We start from the raw sequence: 18,804 nt of genomic DNA on the forward strand, positions 1-18,804 counted from the left end.
TAAGCGACGGCCGCGCGAGCGACTACCCGTCGTCATCCTGAACTCGTTTCAGGGTCCATCGCCGATCTTCACCGCGCGTCCTGCGGGCGGCGGCAGGTCATGGATGCTGAAACGAGTGCAGCATGACGGGGTACATCGGTGGCGATCGATCCGCGCAGCGTGCCATTCAAGCCGGGTCGACTACCCCGCCTGTTTCGCGGCCGGCTTCTTCGCCTGCTCCGCGCGCCACGCCTGCACCTCTTCCAGCGCGATGCTGCGCTTGAGGATCCGCGCGTCGGGATCGATTACCACATGCGCGTCGCCCGGCACGCTGAGGCTGCCCCTGCCGCCGGGCATCGCCACCCGCACCATCCGGTCGCCCACCTTCACCTCCACCGGCATCGGGAAGATGATCCCGCCCGGCGCCTTCCACGCCAGCGACAGCGTGTCGCCGCGCCGGTTCTGCAACAGCTCGGGCAGTGCTGCGCGGCGCAGGTAGACGTCGAAGAACCAGCGATAGTCCTTGCCCGTCACCCGGGCCACAAACGCTTCGAACTCCTGGCTCGAGCCGTAGCGCGGCGCGAAATTGCCGGGCCTCGGGTCGGTGCGGCCATAGACCTCGAGCCTGGTCGCCGCGAAGAACGGGCCGTCGCCGATCAGGTAGCGCAGGGTGTGGAGCATCCACGATCCCTTGTTGTAGATGTCGAGCCCGGGGCCGCCCTTGCTCGCCTCATACACCTCTTCCTCGGTGATCTCGCGGCCGCGGACGATTGGCACGGTGTTGGCGATCCCGGCGCGCTGGCGGTCGAGCATCACCGCATAGCGTGCGTCGCCCTCGCGCCACTGGCCGTAGAGCGGCTGCATGTAGCTGCCATAGCCCTCGTGCAGCCAGTAATCATCCCAATTGGCGGCGGTGAGCTGGTTGCCGAACCATTCGTGGCTGAATTCGTGCTGGAACAGCCAGTCGAACCCCTCGGGCGCCTTGGCATAGGCATTGCCATAGGCGTTGATGGTCTGGTGCTCCATGCCCATGTGCGGGGTCTCGACCACGCCCACCTTCTCGTCGCCGAACGGATAGGGGCCGATGGTGCTCTCGAAGAAGTCGAGCGTCGGCGCGAACTCGGCGAACAGTTTCTCGGCCTTGGCCTTCTCGCCGGGCAGGTACCAGTAATACATCGGGATGGTGTTGCCGAAGCGGCTCTTGTAGCTGCCCGACACCTCCTCATAGGGTCCGACGTTGAGCGCGATTGCGTAGGTGTTGGGGTGCTTGATCCGCCAGTTCCAGGTGGTGCGCCCGTCGGCGTTGGAGTCGACGCCGAGCAGCTTGCCGTTGGACGGCGCCTTCAGGCCCTTGGGCACGGTGATGTGCAGCGTCACCACGCCGGGCTCGCCGGTCGGAAAGTCGAGGCATGGCCAGAACAGGTCGCAGCCATAGCCTTCCGCGGTGGTCGCGAACCAGGTGCGGCCATCGGGCGTTTTCGACCAGACCATGCCGTCGTCCCACGGTGCCTTCACCGCGACATGCGGCGTCCCGCCATAGGTGATCCGCGCCGACACTGACGCGCCGGCGGCGAGTGGGTGGGGCAGGGTAATCGCGAGTTGGCCATCGGGGTTGGACCAGGCACCGGGCGCAAGGCGCTGCCCGTCGATCGTGATCGCGGTGACCGGCAGGTTCTTGTCGAGATCGATCAGCAGTCGCGCGAGCGGCGCCTTGGCGGTGAAGCCGAGCGTGGCGACGCCGTTCAGCGTCTCGGTAGCGGGCAGCACCTCGAAGGCGAGATCGGCGCTGTCGAAGCGCAGCGCGCGCTGCTCGGCCGGGCGCGGCCCGCCCGATTTCTGGGTCTGCTCGCTGATCGCGGGCTCGCCCTTCTTGGGCAGCGGCCCGGCCGCGGTCGCGGCGGTGGCGAGCGCGAGCAGGCTGGCGGCGGCGAGCAGGCGGATCATTTGGTCCATCACTTGGCGGCGCCCTTGGCGGCCTGTTCGGCGCGCCACGTTTGATAGGCGTCCACCGTGTCGGACTGCATCAGCACCCGGCTCATCGGATCGATGATCACGTGCGTGTCGGCGGGCACGGTGATTGTGCCGGTGCCACCCACCATCGCCACCTTCTGCACGGTGTCGCCGACCTGCACCTCGATCGGCAGCGGGAAGGGGCGGTTGTTCGGCGTCTTCCACTTGAGGATTAGCTGGTCGCCCTTGCGCTCCTGGATCAGCTGCGGAAGCGCGGCTTCGTAGAGGTAGACGTCGAAGAACCATTGCAGGTCCTGCCCCGAGGTCTGCTTCACATAAGCGATGAACTCGGGCGTGGTGCGGAACAGCGGCTGGAAATTGCCCGGTGCCGGATCGGGGCGGCCGTAGACGGCGAGCCTAACCGCATCGAAGAACGCCTTGTCGCCGATCAGATTGCGCAGCGTGTGCAGCGTCCAGCTGCCCTTGGTGTAGATGTCGCCGCCGCGTCCCGGCTGCTTCTCGTACACGTCCTCGGCGCTCTGCGGCTTGCCGGTGACCAGCGGCGATTTGTTCTGAATGCCGTTGCGCGCCTGCAGCATCATCGCGGTATAGACGCCGTCGCCCGACCGCCACTTGCCGTAGAGCGGCTGCATGTAAGCGGCGAAGCCCTCGTGGAGCCAAAAATCGTCCCAGTTCGCCGCGGTCAGCTGGTTGGCGAACCATTCATGCGCGAATTCGTGCTGGAACAGGTCGTCGAACCCCCAGGGGGTCTTGGCGTAATTGTTGCCGTAACCGTTGATCGTCTGGTGCTCCATGCCCTTGTGGGGCGTCTCGACCACGCCGACCTTCTGGTCCGCGAACGGATAGGGGCCGATCACGCTCTCGAAGAAATCGAGCGTCGGCGCGAACTCGGCGAACAATTTGTCGGCCTGCGCCTTTTCGCCGGGCAGATACCAATAGGTCATCGGGATCGTGTTGCCGAACCGGCTCTTGTAGGTGCCGCTGACCTCGTCATACGGCCCGACGTTGAGTGCGACGCCATAGAGCGTCGGATGCGCCGCCTCCCAATTCCACACGCTGCGGCCGTCGTCGAGCGTCTCGACGCCGACCAGCTTGCCGTTGGACGGCGCCTTTAGCCCCTTGGGCACGGTGATGTGGAGATCGATCTTGTCGGGCTCGTAGGTCGGATAGTCGATGCACGGCCAGATCAGGTCGCAGCCCTCCATCTGCACCGCGGTCGCCACCCAGGGCTGGCCGGCGGGCGTCTTCGACCAGACGAAGCCGCCGTCCCACGGCGCGCGCACCGCGGTGTGCGGCCGGCCTCCATAGGTGATCTTGACCACCAGTTTGGCATCCTTGGCGGCCTTCTTGACCAGCTTGATCGTCATCCGCCCTTCGGGATTGGCGAAGCTCAGCGCATCGACGCCATCCACGGTCACCGCGGTTACCGTGTAATTCTTGTCGAGGTCGACGACGACGCGGTCGGTCTTGTCGAGCGCGGTGAAGGTGAGGGTGGCGATGCCGTTGATCACCTCGCGCTCGGGATCCACCGACAGCGCGAGGTCGGCGGTGTCGAACCGCAGCTTCTTCTGCGCCGGATCGAGCGGGCCGCCCGACGAGCTGGTCTGCGCGGTGAGCGGCGGCTTGCCCGGCTCGGCGGCGAATGCGCTGGTGGAGAGCAGCAGCATGGCGGCAAGCGGCAGGCGAAGCATCATCTATGGTGTCCCTTTGGTAGCGCACCGGTTTTGCCGTTCGCCCCGGCAATGACAAGCGCGATTGATGCAGGGCATCTTGATCGGGGATAGCAACGAGGCTGATTGATGGATGGTCAGCACTCCCCATATATGGAACACATAGGGGCGGCTCGTATGGCGCCCCGTCGGAGTATCCATGACCCAGACCTACCCCGTTCTCCCGCTTCGCGACATCGTCGTCTTCCCGCACATGATCGTGCCGCTGTTCGTCGGCCGCGATAAATCGGTCGCGGCGTTGGAAGCGGCGATGGCCGCCGACAAGGAGATTTTCCTGGTCGCGCAGCTCGATCCCGCCGAGGACGATCCCGCGCGCGAGGATCTGTACGAGATCGGCGTCACCGCCACCGTGCTGCAATTGCTCAAGCTTCCCGACGGCACCGTCCGCGTCCTTGTCGAGGGCAAGGAGCGCGGCCGTCTCAACGAGCTCGCCGAGGATGGCGACTTCCTCACCGCGACGATCGATCCGGTCGAGGACCTCGCCGTCGAGAGCGACGAGCTGCCGGCGCTGATGCGCTCGGTGGTCGATCAGTTCGAGAATTACGCCAAGCTCAACCGCAAGCTCCCCGCCGAGACCGCGACCCAGCTCGGCGAGATCGAGGAGGCCGGCAAGCTCAGCGACGCGATCATGGCCAATGTCCAGGTCAAGGTCGCCGACAAGCAGGCGCTGCTGGTCGAAGCCGATCCCGCCAAGCGGCTGGAGATGGCGTTCGCGCTGATGGAAGGCGAGCTCGGCGTCCTCCAGGTGGAGAAGAAGATCAAGAGCCGCGTCAAGCGCCAGATGGAGAAGACGCAGCGCGAATATTACCTCAACGAGCAGTTGAAGGCGATCCAGCGCGAGCTCGGCAACAGCGACGACGAGAGCGACGGCGACGAGATCGCCGAGCTGACCCAGAAGATCGCCACGCTGAAGCTTTCCAAGGAAGCGCGCACCAAGGCGACGAGCGAGCTCAAGAAGCTCAAGACCATGGCGCCGATGAGCGCCGAGGCCACCGTCGTGCGCAACTATCTCGACGTGCTGCTGGGGCTGCCCTGGGGCAAGAAGAGCAAGATCAAGAAGGACATCGCCGCCGCCCAGGCGGTGCTGGACGAGGATCATTACGCGCTGGAGAAGGTCAAGGACCGGATTGTCGAATATCTCGGCGTCCAGGCCCGCACCAACAAGCTGAAAGGTCCGATCCTGTGCCTCGTCGGCCCGCCCGGCGTCGGCAAGACCAGCCTCGGCAAGTCGATCGCCAAGGCGACCGGGCGCGAATTCATCCGCCAGAGCCTCGGCGGCGTGCGCGACGAGGCCGAGATCCGCGGTCATCGCCGTACCTATATCGGCTCGCTGCCGGGCAAGATCGTCACCAACCTCAAGAAGGCCGGCACCGGCAACCCGCTGTTCCTGCTCGACGAGATCGACAAGCTCGGCCAGGATTTCCGGGGCGATCCGGCGTCGGCGCTGCTCGAGGTGCTCGACCCCGAGCAGAACGGCAAGTTCAACGACCATTATCTCGAGATCGACATCGATCTGTCCGACGTGATGTTCGTCTGCACCGCCAACACGCTCAACCTGCCGCAGCCACTGCTGGACCGGATGGAGATCATCCGGCTCGAGGGCTATACCGAGGACGAGAAGGTCGAGATCGCCAAGGGCCATCTGCTCGACAAGCAGATCGAGGCGCATGGCCTGAAAGCCGGCGAGTTCACCCTCACCGACGAGGGCCTGCGCGCGTTGATCCAGAAGTACACCCGCGAGGCGGGCGTGCGCACTCTGGAGCGCGAGATCGCCAGGCTGGCGCGCAAGGCGCTGCGCCAGATCCTCGAAGGCAAGACCCAGAGCGTCACGATCACGCCCGACAATCTCCATGAGTATGCCGGCGTGCAGAAGTACCGTCACGGCCTCGGCGAGACCGAGCATCAGATCGGCGCGGTCACCGGCCTCGCCTGGACCGAGGTGGGCGGCGAGCTGCTGACCATCGAGAGCGTGACGGTGCCCGGCAAGGGCGGGATCAAGACCACCGGCAAGCTTGGCGACGTGATGAAGGAATCGGTCCAGGCCGCCTTCAGCTTCGTCCAGGCGCGCAGCCCGAGCTACGGCATCAAGCCCTCGCTGTTCCACCGCAAGGACATCCACATCCACCTTCCCGAAGGCGCGGTGCCGAAGGATGGGCCGTCGGCAGGCATCGGCCTCGTCACCTCGATCGTCTCGACGCTGACCGGCGTGTCGGTGAAGAAGGACGTCGCAATGACCGGCGAGGTCACCTTGCGCGGCCGCGTGCTGCCGATCGGCGGGCTCAAGGAGAAGCTGCTCGCGGCGCTCCGCGGCGGCATCACCACGGTGCTGATCCCGGCGGACAATGAGAAGGATCTCGCTGATATTCCCCAGAATATCAAAGACGGCCTGACCATCGTGCCGGTCGCCCATGTCGACGAGGTGCTGCGCCTGGCGCTCACCGAGCCGCTCGAGGCGATCGACTGGACCGATGCCGATGAGCTGGCGGCACTGCCGCCGGCGGCGGTCGCCGCGGTCGGGGGCGAGCGTCACCACTGATCTGCGTTAACGTTTTGGAACCGCCGTGCCTGTCATCAGGCGCGGCGGTTTCGTTTGACTCAGGCCGGGGCCCGCGCCTTACTGAAGGTTCGGCTCAGGCCACGACTCATTTTTTCTTCGAAGGGGGCTTCTTTTCCATGAACAAGCAAGAGCTGATTGCGACCGTTGCCGATACCTCCGGCCTTGCCAAGAACGACGCGATCAAGGCCGTCGAAGCGGTGTTCGACGCGATCTCGGCCAGCCTCAAGAAGGGTGACGAAGTGCGCCTGGTCGGCTTCGGCACCTTCTCCGTGTCCAAGCGCAAGGCGTCCACCGGCCGCAACCCGCGCACCGGCGAGCCGATGACGATCAAGGCATCCAGCCAGCCCAAGTTCAAGGCCGGCAAGGGCCTCAAGGATTCGGTCAACTAATAGTCGGCCAAACGGGGCTGGACAGGCCCCGCGGGCCCCTCTAAAGGCCCGCTTCCGATCAGTTTCGGGCGCGTAGCTCAGCGGTAGAGCACACCCTTCACACGGGTGGGGTCACAGGTTCAATCCCTGTCGCGCCCACCATTATAAGCCCGCCAGGTCCTTGCGACCGGCGGGCTTTTTTGGTTGATCGGGGAGCCTAGCGTCTGGCGCCATTCGTCATGCCGGCCCATCCCTCACGCCCGCTGCGCCGCCGCCAGATCGGCGAAATCCAGTTCCTCCTCGATCTGGTGAAAGGCATCGTCGCCGATCGTGCCATCCTCGCGTAGCGCCAGCAGCCGCTTGCGGCGCGTCTCCAGCACCCGTGCGCGCAGCTCGAGCGCCGGCAACTCCGCGCGGCCGTCGCCCTCGTCGGTGTCGGCGGCGTCGCGCTCGGTCTCCAGTTCGGCGCGCAACTCGACCGCCGCGCGCCCCTCGTCACCCTCGAGGCAGGCGATCCCCGCCTCGGCCAGCGCCACCCGTGCCAGCCGCACCTCGCGCGCCACCGGGTCGTCGTCACGCGCGCCGAGCCATTGCACTAGCGGCTTGAGGCTGAGCCCCTGGATCACCAGCGTGCCGAGCGTCACCGCAAAGGCGGTGAACAGCAGCAGGTCGTGCTCGGGAAAACCCGCCGGCAGCGCCAGCGCAGTGGCGACGGTGACGATCCCGCGCATGCCGGACCAGCCGATGATCAGCCCGCCGCGCCAGTCGGGCGCGGTGCCGTCGGCCACGCGCTGGCCGCGCCACCACAGCCAGCGATTGTAGCCCATCACCCACAACAGCCGGATCGCGATGACGGCGGCGAGCACGGCGGCGGCGATCCCGCTCCAGCGCGCGAGTTCACCGGCGCTGGCGCCCGCGATCACCGGCCCCAGCTGCAGCCCGATCAGCACGAAGGCGAGCGCGGTGAGCACCACCACCACTGTTTCCCATACCGCATAGGAGGGAACCCGCAGCCGTGCCGGCGTGGTCGCGGGCGCATAATGGGCGATGGTCATCGCATAGGCGACCACCGTCAGGATCGCCGACAGACCGATCGCCTCGGCGAGCACCCACACGCCGAAGGTGCCGACGAACTGCAGGATGATGCTGCTCGGCGCGTCGTCGAACTGGCGGGAGAGCCGCTGCCAGAGCAACGCCAGCACCGGCCCGGCGACCAGGCTGCCGCCCACCGACAGCAGGAACGCCGGCGCCACCACCGCGGCGCTGATCGTGCCGCCCGACGCCACCGCGCCGAGCGCCAGCCGATAGATCAGCAATGACGAGGCGTCGTTGAGCAACGATTCGCCCTGCAGGATCACGTTGATCCGGTGCGGCGGATTGACCTGGCGGAGCACCGCCGCCGCCGCCGCGGCATCGGGCGGGGCGACGATGGCGCCGAGCGCGATCGCGGCGGCCCAGGGTATCCCCGGCACCAGCCAGTGGACGATGCCGGCGACCGTCGCGGTGGTCAGCCCCACCGCGATCACCACCAGCCCCAGCACCGGCCGCCAGTTCGCCTTCAGGTCGCGCGGCGAGGTGTCGTAGGCGGTATCAAGCAGGATCGGCGCGACCAGCAGCGCCAGCACCAGCGCCGGGTCGATCGCCAGCGGCACGTCGAACGGCGCCACCGCCAGCAGCACGCCCGCCAGCGCGAGCAGCACTGGGAAGGGCAGGCCGGTGCGCCGCGCCAGGCCGAGCAGCAACACCGCGCCGCCCAGCATCACCAGAATGATTTCGAACGCCTGCATCGGCGACGCAACGCACGAGCAAGGTCATCGGCGCCGCGACGCGTGGCATGCCGCTGTCACATCACTGTCACGCCGCTGTCATCCCCGCGTCACCCGAATCGCATCGTAGCGTCATCGGCGCCCCCTAACCGCAGCATCATGATCGACGGAAGGGGGAGCCTTTGGGTCGATCGCGGGCACGGTCGCCCGGCTGCAAGAAGACTTTCAGGGAGCATTTCGACATGGCGAGCATCAAGCGCTACGGCAACTTCCTCATGGCGACGTCGGCCTGCCTCGCGCTCGGTGGCTGCGGCGGCGCGGACAATGTCGCCTCGCCCGGCGCCGGCAGCGTCGTGATCGTCACCCCGACGCCCACGCCGACGCCGACGGCCACGCCGACCCCGACGCCCACTGCCGCGATAACCGCCGCGCAGTTCGCCGCCACCGCCGGCCAGCCGGCAGCGATCGCGATCACGCCCGAAGAGCAGCTCGCGATCGTCAACGCCGGTGCCAACAACAACGTCAACGGCGTCGGCGCGACGCTCAACGGCATCTACCCGGCGGCCGCAGCGTCGCTGACCACCGCGAGCGACCCGTCGTCGATCAACAGCTTCTTCACCAGCACCAACTATGTCGGCGCGCTCAACGGCCCGACCGACACCGCCTTCCAGGATTGGACCTGCAACTCGACCACCGCGCAGTTCGGCGGCAGCGGCGGGGCCTGCACCGCGGTGCCGGCGGTCGGTACCGGCGGCTCGGCCGCAGCCTGCCCGACCGGCACGATCGACGACGGCCTGGTTCAGACCTTCCGCGCCTGCCGCCTGCCGGCCGCAATCACCACCAGCCTGACGCTGCCCAAGATCGCCGGCGTCTTCTATCGCCTGCGCGGCCAGACCGAGGTCGGCAGCGATGTCGGCACCACCGGCGCCGATAGCGGCATCACCCTGACGATCGAGCCGGGCGTCGTCGTCGCCGCGGATTCGTCGGAAGCGACCAACGATCTGCTGCTCGTCAACCGCGGTTCCAAGATCAACGCGGTCGGCACCCGCGCGCTGCCGATCATCTTCACCTCGCAGCAGAACCTCGCCGCCAACGGCGTATCCGATGCGAGCCAGGGCCAGTGGGGCGGGGTCATTCTGCTCGGCCGCGCGCCGATCGCGCCCTGCGCCAGCGGCGCGAACAACGCCGGCGGCACCTCCACCACCTGCCAGCAGGCGATCGAGGGCGTCACCGGCCGCTTCTACGGCGGCCCCACCGCGGCCGACTCGAGCGGCGCCATGTCCTATGTGCAGATCCGCTATTCGGGCATCGCCATCTCCGAAGGCAACGAGCTGCAGGGCCTCACCCTCGGCGGCACCGGCTCGGGCACAACGCTCGATCACATCCAGAGCCACAATTCGGCCGACGACGGCATCGAGATCTTCGGTGGCGCCACCAACATCAAATATATCGCCGTCACCGGCGCCGATGACGACGGCTTCGACATCGACAGCGGCTATCGCGGCTTCATGCAGTTCATGATCGCCTCGCAGCGGCTGCTCGGCGCCACCGCCGACTCCTTCTCGACCGAGATCGACTCGAATGGCAACGAGGATCTGCTGCCGCGGACCTTCGCGACCTACGCGAACTTCACCTTCATCCAGACCGCGCTCGCCCCGTCGGCGATCCGCCAGCGCGGCGGTTCGGACATGCGCTTCGTCAACGGCGTGGTCCGCACGCCGGCCAACGTGACCTGCGTCAACTTCATCGCGTCCGAGAAGAGCCAGGCCGACCGCTCGACGGTGCGCCCGGCGGACGCGTCGATCCAGGAGTTCGGCGCGCCGTCGTTCAACTCGGTCTACTTCGCCTGCCAAGGCCGCTGAGGCGCCTCACGCTCCTCAGTGAATGATCCCGGGGTGGCGGCAGCGCCGCCCCGGCGATCTGTTTAAAGCCTCCTGATCCGGGAAACTCGGCCATGCAGCAGCGGCACGCCCTAGGCACTCTCCTTCTTCTTTCGTCCTTCCTCGTCGCGCCCGCGGTGCTCGCGCAGACCGCCGGTGGCACCGCCTCGCCGAGCGCGGCGACCCCGCCCGCGGCGCAGACCTCCACCCCGGCGACTTCGGTCCAGACCGGCGGCGCCGCAGCCGACGTGCCTGGCGAGGCCAGCGAGGAGCAGGTCGAGATCTCGGCGCCGGGGATGAGCAACGATGTCGCCGACATCGTCGTCGTCGGGCGCAACATCCCCAACACGGTCCGCGCCACCGCGCAGATCGTCTCGGTGCTGTCGGCGGCGGACATCGCGCGGACGGGCGAGGGCGACATTGCCGGCGCGCTGACCCGCGTCACCGGCCTGTCGGTGGTCGGCGGCGGCTTCGTCTACGTCCGCGGCCTCGGCGATCGCTATTCCTCGTCGCTGCTCAACGGCTCGCCGTTGCCGAGCCCCGAGCCGCTGCGCCGCTCGGTGCCGCTCGACATCTTCCCGACGACCATCGTCGGCTCGGCGCTGGTCCAGAAGACCTATTCGGTGAACTATCCCGGCGAGTTCGGCGGCGGCGTCATCAACCTCACCACCAAGGCGGTGCCGGAGAAGAGCTTCGTCTCGGCGGGCGCCTCGGTGTCGGCGGACGATGCCACCACCAGCGAGCTCGGCTACACCTACTACGGCGGCGATGCCGACTGGCTGGGCTTCGACGACGGCACCCGCAAGGTGCCAGCCTTCATCCGCAACGCGCCCAAGGGCAGCGGCATCATTGATGCCGCGCAGGTCGGGCAATTGTCCAACGCCTCCACCACCCTGCTCCAGCGCAACAACCAGCTGCCGGCGAACTTCTCGGCGGAGCTGTCGGGAGGTTCGGTGTTCGATCTCGGCTCGTCGCGGCTCGGGTTGATCTCTTCCTTGAGCCTCAGCAACACCTTCCGCACCCGCTCGTCCACCCAGCAGGACAGCGTCACCGCCGATGGCGCGCTGCGCAACGACTTCACCACGCTGATCACCGACAACCGCGTCGTCGCCAACGCGCTGGTCGGCGTCGGCCTCGAGTTCGGCGCCAACACCATCCGCTGGACCAACGTCTATATCCACGACACGCTCAAGCAGGCGCGTGGCGCGGCGGCGGTGCAATATGTCAACACCAGCGGGCTGCGCTTCCAGCAGAACACCAGCTGGTTCGAGCGCCAGCTGATCGAATCGCAGCTGGTTGGCGAGTTCAAGGTCACCGACGCGCTTAAGGTCGACGCGCGCGGCGCCTATGCCAATTCCAAGCGCAACGCGCCTTATGAGCGCCAGTTCGACTATCTCTGCTCGGCCGCGACCCCGGGCGGCACCGCCACCTATGACGGCGGCAATGGCGCGACCGGCTACCAGTGCAACGGCGCCTATCAGGTCAGCAACCGCTTCTCGCCGTTCGCCTCGATCATCTTCTCGGAGTTGAGCGAGGATCTGTGGACCGGCCAGGCCGACGCCACCTACAAGATCGAGGCCGAGCGGCCGATGACGCTGTCGGCGGGCTATTTCTACCAGGACACCCAGCGCAGCTCGTCGCGGCTCCAGTTCAACTACCAGACCTCGAACGGCGCCGGCACCGCGCCAGCCTATCCCTACAGCCTGTTGCGCCCCGATTATCTGCTCAGCCCGGACGTGCTGGGCAACGCCTGCCCGGGGCAGCTCAACCCGTGCACGATCCAGCTGCAGTTCAACACCCCGCAGGGCGCCTATGCCTATGATGCCGGGCTCACCGTCCATGCCGGCTATGTCCAGGCCGAGGCCGAGGCGCTTGACGGCCTGCGCGCGGTGATCGGCGTGCGCTACGAAACCGCCAAGGAAGACGTGACGCCGATTGGGGACTTCACCTCCACCCGCCTCAACAACGATTATTTCCTGCCCGCGGCGACGTTGACGTGGAATTTCGCCTCGAACATGCAGCTTCGCGCCAGCGCGTCGAAGACGATCTCGCGCCCGCAGTTCCGCGAGCTCGCGCCCCAGCAGTTCCGCGATCCCGATTCGGACCGGCTGTTCTTCGGCAACCCCTTGTTGCGCGATTCCAAGCTCTACAACCTCGAAGCGCGCTACGAATGGTTCTTCAAGCGTGACGAGCGCTTCACGCTGGCGGGCTTCTACAAGCGGATCGACAACCCGATCGAGCAGGTCGGCTTCTACACCGGCTCGGACGATCGCCTGCAGACCGGCTTCACCTATCTGCCGCGCGCGTCGCTGTACGGCGGCGAGGTCGAGCTGCAGAAATACTTCCGCCTCGGCGACGTGATCGGCGGCGACTTCTTCGCCACCCGCCGCGCGGTGCTGATCGCCAATTACACTTATACCCAGTCGTCGATCACCGCCGACGGCAGCTGCGTGCCCAGCGTCACCACCGCCAACCAGGGCCTGGGCGGCTGCGGCGAAGGGTTCCGCCCCGCCGTCGACCAGTTCCGCGACGGCGCGCCGCTCACCGGCCAGTCGGATCATCTGGTCAACGTCCAGGTCGGGCTCGAGGACACCGCCTCGCTGTCGCAGATCACCCTGCTGTTCAACTACGCCAGCGACCGCGTCACCAATCGCGGTCCGGCGCTGATCGGTCAGGACGGCTTCCAGCCCGACATCGTCGAGCATCCCGGCATCCGCCTCGACCTCGTCGCGCGCCAGGGCGTCAACATGTTCGGCGGCAAGTTCGAACTGAAGGCCGAGGCGCGCAACCTCACCCGCACCAATTATCGCGAAAGCCAGACGTTCGCCGGCGGCAACGAGGTGTACATCAACCGCTACAAGCTCGGTCGGGTGTTCACGCTGGGGGCGAGCGTGACGTTCTGATCAGAGAGCGACATCGTCATCCCAGCGCAAGCTGGGATGACGAATGGGGCGAGGTAGCCAGCCCCGCATCACCCCCACGGCTTCTCCCGAAACCATTTGGTGATCACATATTTCACCCCGCTGCGCACCTTCATCCCCTGGTGCAGCGTCGCCGGGTTGGGCGAACCGTCGGCGCGGCGGTTGTTCCACGCGACCAACTTGCCGGTCTCGGGCTGAATGATCTTGTCGACTGCCTTGAACCGGGTCGCGCCGCCCGCCTCGGGCGCGTTGAGATAGACCATCACCGTCCAGGTGCGGTTGCCCGCTACCCCGCAATAGCGCTGATAGTCGCGCCCGGTCGGCTCGAAATAATCGGTATGGCCCTTGAACTCCTGCCCTACCGCATAGCGCTGGCCCTGCAGCGGCTCGCCATGCGCACCGTCGAGCCCGGTGACCGCGGCGATCCGCGCCTCCACCGCGATCACCAGCGGATCCGCGGGGTCGAGATCGCCGGTCTCGCTGGTGCGATAGCTCGCATCGCCGTTCGAATCGGCGATCGTCGAGGGCCGGCGCACCGCGTCGATTCGCTCGATCACCCCCGCGCATTGCTCGGGCGAGAGGAAGCCGCGCGCCACGAACAGATCGAGCTTGGCGCTCGGCACCTTCTGGATGCCGGGCTGGGCGATCAGCCGCGCTGCGATCGGCACGCCGTCGAGGCCGCTGCCGAGTGTGGCGGACAGGGGAGGGGAAAGATCGGTCATGGCATCTTCTAACCTCGATTATCGTCGACTAGCCATGCTCCCGCGCCATGACAGCCCTTTGACGCAACAGCGTAACATGGCATGCGTAGGCGTGAGCATGCGGGAACGGGTAACCATATGCAGTTGAAACTCGACGCGCGCGCGCGCCGCTGGTTGCGGCGCCTGCCCGTCGTGAACGTCTATTCGCTGGCGGAGCTGATCCTGATCGCAGGGTTGGCGACCCAGGCGGCGCGATTGGTGTGGACGCTGGTGACCCCGGTGACGCCGCTGGGAGACTGGCGTCCGGCCGAGATCAGCGTGCCCGGTTCGCCGGGTGACGTGATCGCGAGCTTCGATCCCTTCTTCCGCCTCGGCGCCCGCCAGCAGGGCCCCGCCACCGTCACCTCGCTCCAGCTCACCCTGTTCGGCACCCGCGTCGACGAGGCCTCGGGCCGCGGCTCGGCGATCCTCGCCGGGCCCGATAATGTCCAGAAGAGCATCGCGGTGGGCGAGGAGATCCAGCCCGGCGTCCATCTCAAGGCGGTCGCCTTCGATCATGTCACCATCGATCGCGGCGGCGCGTCGGAAGACCTGTTCCTGGTCCAGTCGGATGCGCCACCACCCTCGCCGGAAGCCATCCAGTCCGGCGGCACCCCGCCGGCGCCGCCGTCTCCACCGAGCGCCGGCATCGCCATCGGCCAGCTGCGCAGCGAGTTCGGCTTCATCCCGCGGATCGACGGCGGCCGCATCTCCGGGCTCGTCGTCCGCCCGCAGGGCAGCGGCGCCGCGTTCCGCGCCGCGGGGCTGCGCGACGGCGACGTCGTCACCGCGATCGGCGGCCGCCCGGTCACCGGCCCGGGGGATCTCGACCGCATCACCACTGACTTTGCCAAGGGCGGCAACATCCCCATCACCGTCGAGCGCGGCACCCAGACGCTGCCGCTCGCCATCACGATCGCACCGAACCCATGAGCTCGATGAAGAACCTTTTCCTGACCACCGGCCTCGCGCTCGCCATGCCCGCGCTGCTGGCGGCCCCCGCGGCCGCGCAGACCACGCTCAACGTCCGTGATGCGGATATCCGCGCCTTCATCGCCGATGCCGCCAAGGTGACCGGCCGGGTGTTCATCATCGACAGCCGGGTGCAGGGCAAGGTGACGGTGGTTACCGATCGGCCACTGTCGCGCTCTGAATATTTCGAGGTGTTCCTCTCCACCTTGCGCGCCAACGGCCTGGTCGCGGTGCCCACCGGCAATGGCGCCTTCCGCGTCCAGCCGATCGACAATGCTGCCTCGCAGCCGAGCCGGATCGGCAGCGCCGGTGCCAACCGCAACAGCTACGTCACCGAAATCGTCCGCCTGCGCTCGATCGACGCCACCTCGGCGGTGGAGACGGTGCGCCCGCTGGTCAGTGCGCAGGGCGCGGTCAGCGCCAATCGCGCGGGCAACAGCCTGGTCGTCGTCGATTTCGCCGACAACATCCGCCGTATTCGCGAGGTGCTGCGCCGCGTCGATCTCGACAATGCCGCCACCCGGGTGATCGCGCTCAAGAACGCCAATGCGCGCGAGATCGCCACCGCGCTGCAGGGCGCGGCCGGTGGCGCGGGGACGGGCGGCACCGCCGGCGGCCCGAGCGGCGGCCCCGGCGCCTCGGTGGTCGCGGTCGAAAGCTCCAACTCGGTGGTGATCCGCGGTGATGCGACCAGCGTCGCCCGGCTCGCCCAGGTCGCGCTCGATCTCGATCAGAAGGCCAAGAACGGCACCGAGATCAAGGTCATCTACCTCGAGAATGCCGATGCCGAGCAATTGCTGCCGGTGCTCCAGCAGCTCGTCGGGCAGACGCCGGACCAGCCGCAGCAGACCCAGCTGTCGCGCTCCACCTTCGGCAGCAACGGCCAGAGCGGCTCGGGCACCGGCACCAGCGGCGGCGGCGGCCAATCATTCGGCCAACAGTCGCAGCAGGTCGTCCAGCCCTCCGCCTCCTCGTCGTCGGGCGGCGGCTCGGGCCAGCCGGCGCTGACCACGCAGGGCGGGCGGACCGCCGCGGTCGTCACCCGCTTCGCCGGCGCCAATGCCATCGTCATCGCCGCGCCCGCCGATATCCAGCGCCAGCTCACCGAGGTGGTGCGCCAGCTCGACACCCGGCGCGAGCAGGTGCTGGTTGAGGCGATCGTCGCCGAGGTGTCGGACACCACCGCCAAGACGCTGGGCGCCCAGTTCCTGATCGGCGATCCCAGCGGCGGTGCGTTCGGCGCCTCCACCTTCGCCAATTCCGCGCCCAACATCCTCCAGATCGCCGGCGCGATCGGCGCCACCCAGCTCGCCACCTCGAGCACCACGACCCAGAACACCGACGGCAGCACCACCACCACCAAGACCACCAGCGATGCCGCCGACACGCTCGCGCAATCGGCGATCACCTCGATCCTCGGCGCCAGCGGCGGCTTTGGCGGCTTCGGCGGCAAGATCGGCAGCACCTTCTTCGGCGCGATCATCAACGCGGTGAAGAGCGACACCCAGTCCAACCTGCTCCAGGTCCCGCACCTCGTCACGCTCGACAATCAGGAAGCGCACAGCCTGGTCGGCCAGGAAATCCCGATCACCACCGGCCAGGCGCTGTCGACCAACTTCGACAATGCGTTCCGCACCACCCAGCGCGAGAATGTCGGCATCGAGCTGACGGTGCGCCCGCAGGTCAATTCCAGCGGCACCGTGAAGCTCAACCTGCGCCTCGAGGTCAGCTCGATCGCCGGCCCGGTGTCGAGCGACAACAGCGATCTGATCCTCAACAAGCGCGAGGTGGAGACGACGCGGACGGTGGACGACGGCCAGATCGCGGTGATCAGCGGCCTCTTGGATGACAACGAACGCCGCACCATCGAGAAGATCCCGTTGCTCGGCGACATCCCCGTGCTCGGCAACCTCTTCACCTCCAAGGCGAAGACCCGCGCGAAGACCAACCTGATGATCTTCATCCGCCCGACCATCCTGCGTTCGGCCGAGGACAGCCGCCGCATTACCGAGCAGCGCTATGGCTATCTCCGCCTCCAGCAGGGCCTGCAGGGCGGTCCCAACGAAGAGCCGTCGATCGACGAGCTGGTCCGCGACTATCTCGGCGCGGCGCCGCCGATCCCCTCGGCACCGATCCCCGGCAACATCGAGGATCCGCGCATCGGCGTGCCGGTCCAGCGGACCACGACCACCGTGATCCACACCGGCAAGCGGCGATGATCATCCGCCAGGGCCACGAAATCGATCAAAGCTCCTCCCCTTCAGGGGAGGGGGTGGGGTGGGGCAGTGCGGCGGAGGCCACGCTCGCTGAAACACGGCCCACCTCTCCTGAAGCGCAGGCGCGAGACGCGCCAGCAGTCGTCCCCCAGCTGACGCTTCCCTATGCCTTCGCCCGCAAGTTCGGCGTCGTCATCCAGCATACCGACGCCGACAGCCAGCTCACCGTCGCGCTCCGGTCCGGCGCCGATCCCAAGGCGCTGCTCGAGGTTCGCCGCTATCTCGCCAAGCCGTTCGCGGTCGCCGTGGTCGAGGCGCCGGCGTTCGACCGCCTGCTCTCCGACAATTACGCGATGGACGGCCAGGCGACCGCGCTCGCCGCGGTCGGCATGGGCGACGAGCTCGATCTCCTCGCCGGCGACCTGCCGACCGCCGAGGATCTGCTCGACACCGCTGACGATGCCCCCGCGATCCGGCTGATCAACGGCGTCATTGCCGATGCCGCGCGCAACGGCGTGTCGGACATCCACATCGAGCCTTACGAAAGCGGCCTTGTCGTGCGGATGCGCATCGATGGCGTGCTCCGCGAGACGCTGCGCATGCCGCCGCATGTCGCCCCCGTTGTGGTCAGCCGCATCAAGGTCATGGCCCGGCTCGACATCGCCGAGCGGCGGGTGCCGCAGGATGGCCGCATGGGGCTCACCCTCGGCGGCAAGCTGCTCGACGTCCGCGTCTCGACCTTGCCGAGCCGCGCCGGCGAGCGCGTGGTGCTGCGTATCCTCGACAAGGACAATGCCGGCATCGATCTCGAGGCGCTCGGCATGAACGATGCCATGTACGCGCTGTTGCGCGGCGCGCTCGCCGAGCCCAACGGCATCATCCTCGTCACCGGGCCGACCGGCTCGGGCAAGACCACCACGCTCTACGGCGCGCTGCGCCTGCTTAACGATGGCAGCCGCAACATCCTCACCGTCGAGGACCCGGTCGAATATGCCGTCGATGGCGTCGGCCAGACCCAGGTCAACGCCAAGGTCGGGCTCACTTTTGCCGCGGGCCTTCGCGCCATCCTCCGCCAGGACCCCGACGTGGTGATGGTCGGCGAAATCCGCGATCGCGAGACCGCGGAGATCGCGGTCCAGGCTTCGCTCACCGGCCATCTGGTGCTCTCCACCGTCCACACCAACGACGCGGTCGGCGCGATTACCCGGATGCGTGACATGAAGGTCGAGCCGTTCCTGCTCGCCTCGACGCTGCGCGCGGTGATCGCGCAGCGGCTGGTCCGCCGCCTCTGTCAGGTGTGCCGCCATCCGGTGCCCGCCAACGCCGGTATCGCCGCGCTGCTCGGCATCGAGCCCGGCGCCATCGTCTATGAGACCGCCGGTTGCGAGGCCTGCAGCCACACCGGCTTCAAGGGCCGAACCGGCGTCTACGAGGCGGTGCGCGTCGACGAGACGATCCGTCGCCTGATCAACGACGGCGGCGACGAACAGGCGATCACCCGCCACGCCTTCGCACGCAGCCCCACCCTCGGCCAGGCCGCGCGCGAGCTGGTGAGGGCAGGGCTGACCACGCCCGAGGAGGCGATCCGCGTGTCTCGGCGCGACGCGACCGACCCGGTGGTGGACGACGTGGATGCGTGATCGACGGTCCGGCGCCAGCGATGGGCTTGTCATCGTCTTTTCCCCTCCCCGGTCGGGGAGAGGC

Annotated in this window: 11 protein-coding genes and 1 tRNA gene; 8 read left to right on the top strand and 4 right to left on the bottom strand. The window is 67.6% G+C overall.

The window, feature by feature from the left end:
• Positions 1-180: 180 nt before the first annotated feature.
• Complete coding sequence (locus AC07M8_RS02935; protein ID WP_495173135.1) at positions 181-1,923, bottom strand: M1 family metallopeptidase; 1,743 nt, start codon at positions 1,921-1,923, stop codon at positions 181-183.
• 8 nt (positions 1,924-1,931) lie between these two features.
• Positions 1,932-3,644, bottom strand: coding sequence for a M1 family metallopeptidase (locus tag AC07M8_RS02940; protein WP_495172909.1), 1,713 nt, complete (start codon positions 3,642-3,644; stop codon positions 1,932-1,934).
• 175 nt (positions 3,645-3,819) lie between these two features.
• Here AC07M8_RS02940 and lon point away from each other — a divergent pair, with 175 nt between their 5' ends.
• The 3 genes from lon to AC07M8_RS02955 all read left to right on the top strand — a co-directional run bounded on the left by lon (position 3,820) and on the right by AC07M8_RS02955 (position 6,767).
• Positions 3,820-6,216 (top strand): endopeptidase La, encoded by a 2,397-nt coding sequence (gene lon / locus AC07M8_RS02945; RefSeq protein ID WP_495172910.1) that lies wholly within the window; start codon positions 3,820-3,822, stop codon positions 6,214-6,216.
• Positions 6,217-6,353: 137 nt separating this feature from the next.
• Positions 6,354-6,626, top strand: a complete 273-nt coding sequence (locus AC07M8_RS02950) for an HU family DNA-binding protein (protein ID WP_267396917.1) — start codon at positions 6,354-6,356, stop codon at positions 6,624-6,626.
• A gap of 66 nt (positions 6,627-6,692) precedes the next feature.
• A tRNA-Val gene (locus tag AC07M8_RS02955) sits at positions 6,693-6,767 on the top strand.
• 92 nt (positions 6,768-6,859) lie between these two features.
• On the opposite strand, the gene AC07M8_RS02960 is transcribed toward AC07M8_RS02955, so the two are convergent.
• A complete protein-coding gene (locus tag AC07M8_RS02960; protein WP_495172911.1) occupies positions 6,860-8,392 on the bottom strand; it encodes a cation:proton antiporter in 1,533 nt (510 codons plus the stop codon).
• 221 nt (positions 8,393-8,613) lie between these two features.
• Here AC07M8_RS02960 and AC07M8_RS02965 point away from each other — a divergent pair, with 221 nt between their 5' ends.
• Positions 8,614-10,233, top strand: a complete 1,620-nt coding sequence (locus tag AC07M8_RS02965) for a beta-helix domain-containing protein (protein WP_495172912.1) — start codon at positions 8,614-8,616, stop codon at positions 10,231-10,233.
• A gap of 92 nt (positions 10,234-10,325) precedes the next feature.
• Positions 10,326-13,154 (top strand): TonB-dependent receptor domain-containing protein, encoded by a 2,829-nt coding sequence (locus tag AC07M8_RS02970; protein ID WP_495172913.1) that lies wholly within the window; start codon positions 10,326-10,328, stop codon positions 13,152-13,154.
• Between the two features lie 68 nt (positions 13,155-13,222).
• On the opposite strand, the gene AC07M8_RS02975 is transcribed toward AC07M8_RS02970, so the two are convergent.
• Positions 13,223-13,894 carry a prolyl hydroxylase family protein gene (locus AC07M8_RS02975; protein WP_495172914.1) on the bottom strand — a complete coding sequence of 224 codons (672 nt, stop codon included), beginning with the start codon at positions 13,892-13,894 and terminating at the stop codon, positions 13,223-13,225.
• A 117-nt stretch (positions 13,895-14,011) separates the two neighbouring features.
• Here AC07M8_RS02975 and AC07M8_RS02980 point away from each other — a divergent pair, with 117 nt between their 5' ends.
• Genes AC07M8_RS02980 through gspE form a run of 3 tightly spaced genes read left to right on the top strand, consistent with a single transcriptional unit; the run spans position 14,012 to position 18,740 of the window.
• A complete protein-coding gene (locus AC07M8_RS02980; protein ID WP_495172915.1) occupies positions 14,012-14,845 on the top strand; it encodes a type II secretion system protein N in 834 nt (277 codons plus the stop codon).
• Positions 14,846-14,850: 5 nt separating this feature from the next.
• Positions 14,851-17,103: a type II secretion system secretin GspD gene (gene gspD, locus AC07M8_RS02985; protein WP_495172916.1), complete on the top strand. Its 2,253-nt coding sequence runs from the start codon at positions 14,851-14,853 to the stop codon at positions 17,101-17,103.
• On the top strand, positions 17,100-18,740 hold the full coding sequence (gspE, locus tag AC07M8_RS02990; protein ID WP_495172917.1) for a type II secretion system ATPase GspE: 1,641 nt from the start codon (positions 17,100-17,102) through the stop codon (positions 18,738-18,740). Before gspD ends, gspE begins: the two co-directional genes overlap by 4 nt.
• The last annotated feature ends 64 nt before the right edge of the window (positions 18,741-18,804 follow it).

Source organism: Sphingomonas sp. GW821-FHT09E03, from assembly GCF_059416225.1.

Excerpts from the sequence above, each read along its gene's own strand:
- AC07M8_RS02965 (WP_495172912.1), top strand. The coding sequence starts at position 8,614 with ATGGCGAGCATCAAGCGCTACGGCAACTTCCTCATGGCGACGTCGGCC.
- gspD (WP_495172916.1), top strand. The coding sequence starts at position 14,851 with ATGAAGAACCTTTTCCTGACCACCGGCCTCGCGCTCGCCATGCCCGCG.
- gspE (WP_495172917.1), top strand. The coding sequence starts at position 17,100 with ATGATCATCCGCCAGGGCCACGAAATCGATCAAAGCTCCTCCCCTTCA.
- AC07M8_RS02970 (WP_495172913.1), top strand. The coding sequence starts at position 10,326 with ATGCAGCAGCGGCACGCCCTAGGCACTCTCCTTCTTCTTTCGTCCTTC.
- AC07M8_RS02950 (WP_267396917.1), top strand. The coding sequence starts at position 6,354 with ATGAACAAGCAAGAGCTGATTGCGACCGTTGCCGATACCTCCGGCCTT.
- lon (WP_495172910.1), top strand. The coding sequence starts at position 3,820 with ATGACCCAGACCTACCCCGTTCTCCCGCTTCGCGACATCGTCGTCTTC.
- AC07M8_RS02975 (WP_495172914.1), bottom strand. The coding sequence starts at position 13,894 with ATGACCGATCTTTCCCCTCCCCTGTCCGCCACACTCGGCAGCGGCCTC.
- AC07M8_RS02940 (WP_495172909.1), bottom strand. The coding sequence starts at position 3,644 with ATGATGCTTCGCCTGCCGCTTGCCGCCATGCTGCTGCTCTCCACCAGC.
- AC07M8_RS02980 (WP_495172915.1), top strand. The coding sequence starts at position 14,012 with ATGCAGTTGAAACTCGACGCGCGCGCGCGCCGCTGGTTGCGGCGCCTG.
- AC07M8_RS02935 (WP_495173135.1), bottom strand. The coding sequence starts at position 1,923 with ATGATCCGCCTGCTCGCCGCCGCCAGCCTGCTCGCGCTCGCCACCGCC.
- AC07M8_RS02960 (WP_495172911.1), bottom strand. The coding sequence starts at position 8,392 with ATGCAGGCGTTCGAAATCATTCTGGTGATGCTGGGCGGCGCGGTGTTG.